Raw genomic sequence first — 4,489 nt, forward strand, 5'->3', positions numbered from 1 at the left:
TTTAGTAAATACTTATCCTCAGCCAAGAGGTTTCGCAATTGCTGCAAGTTGCTTTTGAGAACCTCTGGTTCTGCACCTTCTTTAAAAGAAAGCAGAAGTTTACCAATTTGCTGACGGCTTTCAACTTTGGTGCGGAAACCTGCTAAATCGTCCAGTTTATAGGTTGTCGGGTCGAGCAAGTGCAACATGGCCAGAAAATCCTGCTCGTGATTGAGAACCGGAGTAGCAGATAATAAAAGTAAGCGATCGCTTTTATGAGCAAGTTCTTTGCAAGTCTGAAAACGCTGCCGTACTGTTGCATCCTTAGAGGTTGCCATTGCGGCGATGTGATGAGCTTCATCTAAAATTAAGCAGCCTATCCTTGCTTTCAGGTTGATTTTATGAATATCTTCAACCGCCAGCACCGCTACCCGTTTACCAAAATGGGAGATGTAAAACTTGTTTTCTAACTCAGTTCGCCATTGTTTGAGCAAATATTGCGGAACTAATACCACCGCATTTTTTTTCGGTTCATCGAGGAGGAATTGACGCAGAATCGCACCCGCTTCGATGGTTTTTCCCAGTCCCACCTCGTCTGCTAGCAAGTAGCGTTGAATTGGGTCTTCCAGTACCCGCCGCACAACTTCAACTTGGTGAGGATAAAGATTGATATTTGCCGAAATCAGTCCCGTCATCCCGCGACTGACAGCGCGTTGCTTAATCAAGGTTTTGACGAAAGCCAATCTTTTGTCGTGGAAGTAAGGCGTTTCGTGACCCTTCATCGCCAGAGTTTCGATGGGGTCTGTGTTTGGTAAATTACAACGAACGTAAATGTCTTCTTCACTAGCGATCGCAGTTTTCTTATCTGGTAAATCAATTTGATACATTTCTGTATCATCATCCCAGATAAAAACTCTGCCCACTATCCATTTATCCTGAGTTTGGGACTTAATATAGCATCGAGCCTGGGGTTCCAGCTTGACTTGAGAGAGCGAACTTAAAGGTAAAGTTTTTTGGAGACGTTGGCCTATAGAGCAGAAATACTCCACGTTTGCATTGGTATCAGATATTTCCGTAACTTTTCCGATACCCAAAGAGTTATTCTGGGACTGTACCAATAAACCAAGCTTAATCATAGATCCAGTCCCCTGAACACACTAAAAGAACCTTCCAGACTAGTTTTTAGCCCATATCTGGCAGTTTTGTCGATCAACATTATAGATAATAACTGGTATTACAGTTTTTGTTAGAGCGATATCTACGACGGGCTATGAAGCTCGCGGACTCGCTATCGGCGTCGCTCCATCACAGCCAATTAATAAAATTAGCAATTTTCAGGTAAATACACCACACACTAGAGGTACAGCATTGTTGTGCTTTTACAACATATACAGTTCAATTAAATGAAAACTGCTGTAAATTCACATTTATCAGCAAAGTTTTGCCTAAAAGCGTGACTTTGTTAAATGTTTACCAACACAATGCCATTGCAGGGTATTGCCAAATTAAATTTGCTACGAATTAATGAAATACTATACTTAGCTGATTATGTGGTGTAACAAATTTACGCTTTGGCTTGAGAAGGCCACGATACAATTAAGATTGTGTACATTTATTTACTATGAAGAAAATTAGAGACAACACAATTAAGTTAAATCAATTTTTAAAGTTGATGGGTATAGTGCCAACTGGAGGCCAAGCCAAGCTGATGATTCAAGGTGGTGATGTCCAAGTAAACGGGATGCTGGAAACTCGACGAGGACGGCGACTAGTACCGGGCGATAAAGTGACAATCCAAGGACAGACTTTAGAAGTGAATTTGAACAACAATGAAGACCCAGATGTAATGATAGATTTAGCCAAGTAAACCGAGTAAAGAAAGTTTATCCCAAAGTTACAAGTTTCTCTTTTGCCTTGTGAGTAATGCTGCAAATTTCCAACAATGTTATTATCCCACAGACTGAGATTGAAATTACTGCGATTCGCTCGCAAGGAGCAGGAGGTCAAAATGTAAATAAGGTTTCTACCGCGATCCACTTGCGCTTCAATATTGCGGCTTCATCATTACCAGATTACTATAAACAACAGCTTTTAAAGCTCAACGATCGACGCATTAACCAAGAAGGAGTAATTGTAATTAAAGCCCAGGAACACCGAAGCCAAGAGAACAATCGCGAGTCAGCCTTGAAACGACTTCAAGAACTCATTCAAAGCGCAGTTGTCGTGACAATCAAACGCAAACCGACTAAACCAACTCGCAGTTCTCAAAGAAAACGCCTTGACCATAAAAGTAAGCGCGCACAGATTAAATCTAACAGAAGACAGGTGACAGATTGTTAATTCATCGATTATTTGTAGAAAAGATACATATTCTTCAATATGAAAAAAGATGAATAAGACATTACTAAAGATTTTGATGTTTGCACTTTTAATCTTGTTTATCATCTCTCCCTTTGCGGCCCTTGCGGGTTTAATGCTTGTAGTGTTAGTTGCAGCATTTTTCTTTCTACTAGGGGACGTGTTTCAAGCAATTATTGGTCGCAACACCGACCCGAAAAAGTCATAAAATCAAAATTCCAAATGAAGATGGGATTTCCCACCGTTAAGCAACCAACTAGCGCTGTATTGGATTCAACACAGAAGCGCTATATACAGTATTCATTTTTTAAGTAAATGATGTACACAGATAGGGGCACAACATTGTTGTGTCCTTACAATAATCTGTACCTCACCTTGGCGTAGCCTCTGTCTGCGACACGCTACGCGAACGTAGAGAAGTTGCAATCTGCTGTAAATGTATCTATTTTAATGAAAAATACTCCTTGTGTTTGGCATAATAATATTTGAACAATTCGCTATTTTATAAATAAAAACACCTAAAATTCATTTATCTGAGGAGTAATAATTATATTTGTTGAAGATAAACACACTGAGGGCTAGTAAAGCTAAACTAAAGAAAATTAAAAATTAAAAATTAGTAGTCACAATATAATAAGTTTTAGGAAAATGAATTGTTGATAACTTTCACCACAGCCTAAACACTTTTTTATAGTCAACATCAAGCAGAATACATAGATGCGGATAATTGGACATCTCAACAACAAAAGGTACCACCCATGAGTTCCCGCGCACTGCTGTTAGTAAATCGTCATGCTCGCCAAGGGCAAAAGGGTCTATCGGAAGCGATTCAAAGTCTGAAAACATTTGGTTTTGATTTAATTGAGGAGTCTACAGAAGATCCCAAACATCTTGCTGAAGTTATACTTCGCTATAAGCATCAAGTTGACTTGGTAATTATTGGCGGAGGAGATGGTACTCTAAATGCCGCTGTAGATGCTTTAATTGAGACTCAGTTACCTTTGGGAATCTTGCCTCTGGGAACTGCCAACGATCTAGCGAGAACTTTGGGAATCCCTAATTCTCTCAACGAAGCTTGCAAAATTATTGCAAATGGACATTTACACCGCATCGACTTGGGTTGTGTGAATGGCAAGCACTTTTTTAACGTTGCCAGTATGGGATTGAGTGTAAAAATTACCCAACGACTTACCAAAGAAGTCAAACGCCGTTGGGGAGTATTTGCTTATGCTGCTACTGCATTGCAAGTGGTTTTGGAAGCCAGACCTTTTACAGCAGAGATTGCGATCAACGGTGAATTGGTTCGCGTCAAAACAGTGCAAATTGCTGTCGGTAACGGCCGCTATTACGGTGGTGGTATGGCAGTGGCTGACGATGCCACAATAGACGATCAAAGGCTAGACCTTTATAGCTTGGAGATTGAACACTGGTGGCAGGTTATATTATTATTACCCGCAATGCGACGAGGGCGACATATACATTGGCAGAGTGTACGCTCGCTTCAAGGTCAAGAAATAGAGGTACATACTCGCAAAACTCGCCCTATCAATACAGATGGTGAAATCACTACCTACACCCCTGCTCATTTTCGGGTTATACCTAAAGCTATAGCTGTTTTTGTACCCATAGAAAGCAGGAGTTAGGAGTTATTCAATTTTAGATTTTAGATTTTCCTTAAATTCAAAATCTAAAATTGGCAAAGTTCAGAAGTTATTCTCTCTCATCTTCCTCTACTACAAAGTGGGAACTCGCATCAACTCACGCCAAATGCATCTGAGATTTTCTCAAGATATAAAATCCCTGTTGCAACGCCTAGCTGAACAACCGCTGACTCTAGGCGATATTCTGACAGAAACCTCAGAACGGGGCTTCAGCCTGGTAATTACATTATTAGTTTTGCCTTTTTTACTTCCTATGCCACCGGGATTAACTGGTCCATTTGGTGGTGCTTGTCTACTGTTGTCAGTGCAAATGCTTTTAGGAAGGCGATCGCCTTGGCTACCGAAAAGAATCGCTAACTACAAATTTCCTCGTTCCTTCGCCCAGTTACTTTTGCAAAATTTGGGACGGCTCACCAAAGTTTTCCAGAAAATCGCCCGTCCCCGATTAGCAAAAATAGCCCATAATCCTTTAGTTTGGCGAATTAATGGGT

6 protein-coding genes are annotated in these 4,489 nt (G+C 40.5%); 5 read left to right on the plus strand and 1 reads right to left on the minus strand.

All coding sequences use genetic code 11. The annotated features are described in order from the left end of the window. Positions 1-1,115 (minus strand): protein DpdE (dpdE, locus tag IQ229_RS14435; RefSeq protein ID WP_194044771.1); only part of this gene is annotated, 1,115 nt, incomplete at its 3' end. A gap of 485 nt (positions 1,116-1,600) precedes the next feature. On the opposite strand from dpdE, the gene IQ229_RS14440 reads away from it, so the two are divergent. From IQ229_RS14440 to IQ229_RS14460, 5 genes are all read left to right on the plus strand, one after another. Then, positions 1,601-1,846, plus strand: coding sequence for an RNA-binding S4 domain-containing protein (locus IQ229_RS14440; RefSeq protein WP_194044773.1), 246 nt, complete (start codon positions 1,601-1,603; stop codon positions 1,844-1,846). A gap of 56 nt (positions 1,847-1,902) precedes the next feature. Continuing rightward, the gene (arfB, locus tag IQ229_RS14445) at positions 1,903-2,319 is read left to right on the plus strand and encodes an alternative ribosome rescue aminoacyl-tRNA hydrolase ArfB (protein WP_194044775.1); all 417 of its coding nucleotides are present in this window, start codon (positions 1,903-1,905) and stop codon (positions 2,317-2,319) included. Between the two features lie 49 nt (positions 2,320-2,368). Continuing rightward, positions 2,369-2,545, plus strand: a complete 177-nt coding sequence (locus tag IQ229_RS14450) for a hypothetical protein (protein ID WP_194044777.1) — start codon at positions 2,369-2,371, stop codon at positions 2,543-2,545. A gap of 550 nt (positions 2,546-3,095) precedes the next feature. Then, positions 3,096-3,980, plus strand: coding sequence for a lipid kinase (locus IQ229_RS14455; RefSeq protein WP_194044779.1), 885 nt, complete (start codon positions 3,096-3,098; stop codon positions 3,978-3,980). Between the two features lie 124 nt (positions 3,981-4,104). Next, positions 4,105-4,489, plus strand: a 385-nt coding sequence (locus tag IQ229_RS14460) for an exopolysaccharide biosynthesis protein (RefSeq protein ID WP_194044781.1), incomplete at its 3' end; no start/stop codon positions are given.

This window comes from Nostoc cf. edaphicum LEGE 07299 (assembly GCF_015207245.1).
GTDB lineage: Bacteria > Cyanobacteriota > Cyanobacteriia > Cyanobacteriales > Nostocaceae > Nostoc > Nostoc edaphicum_B.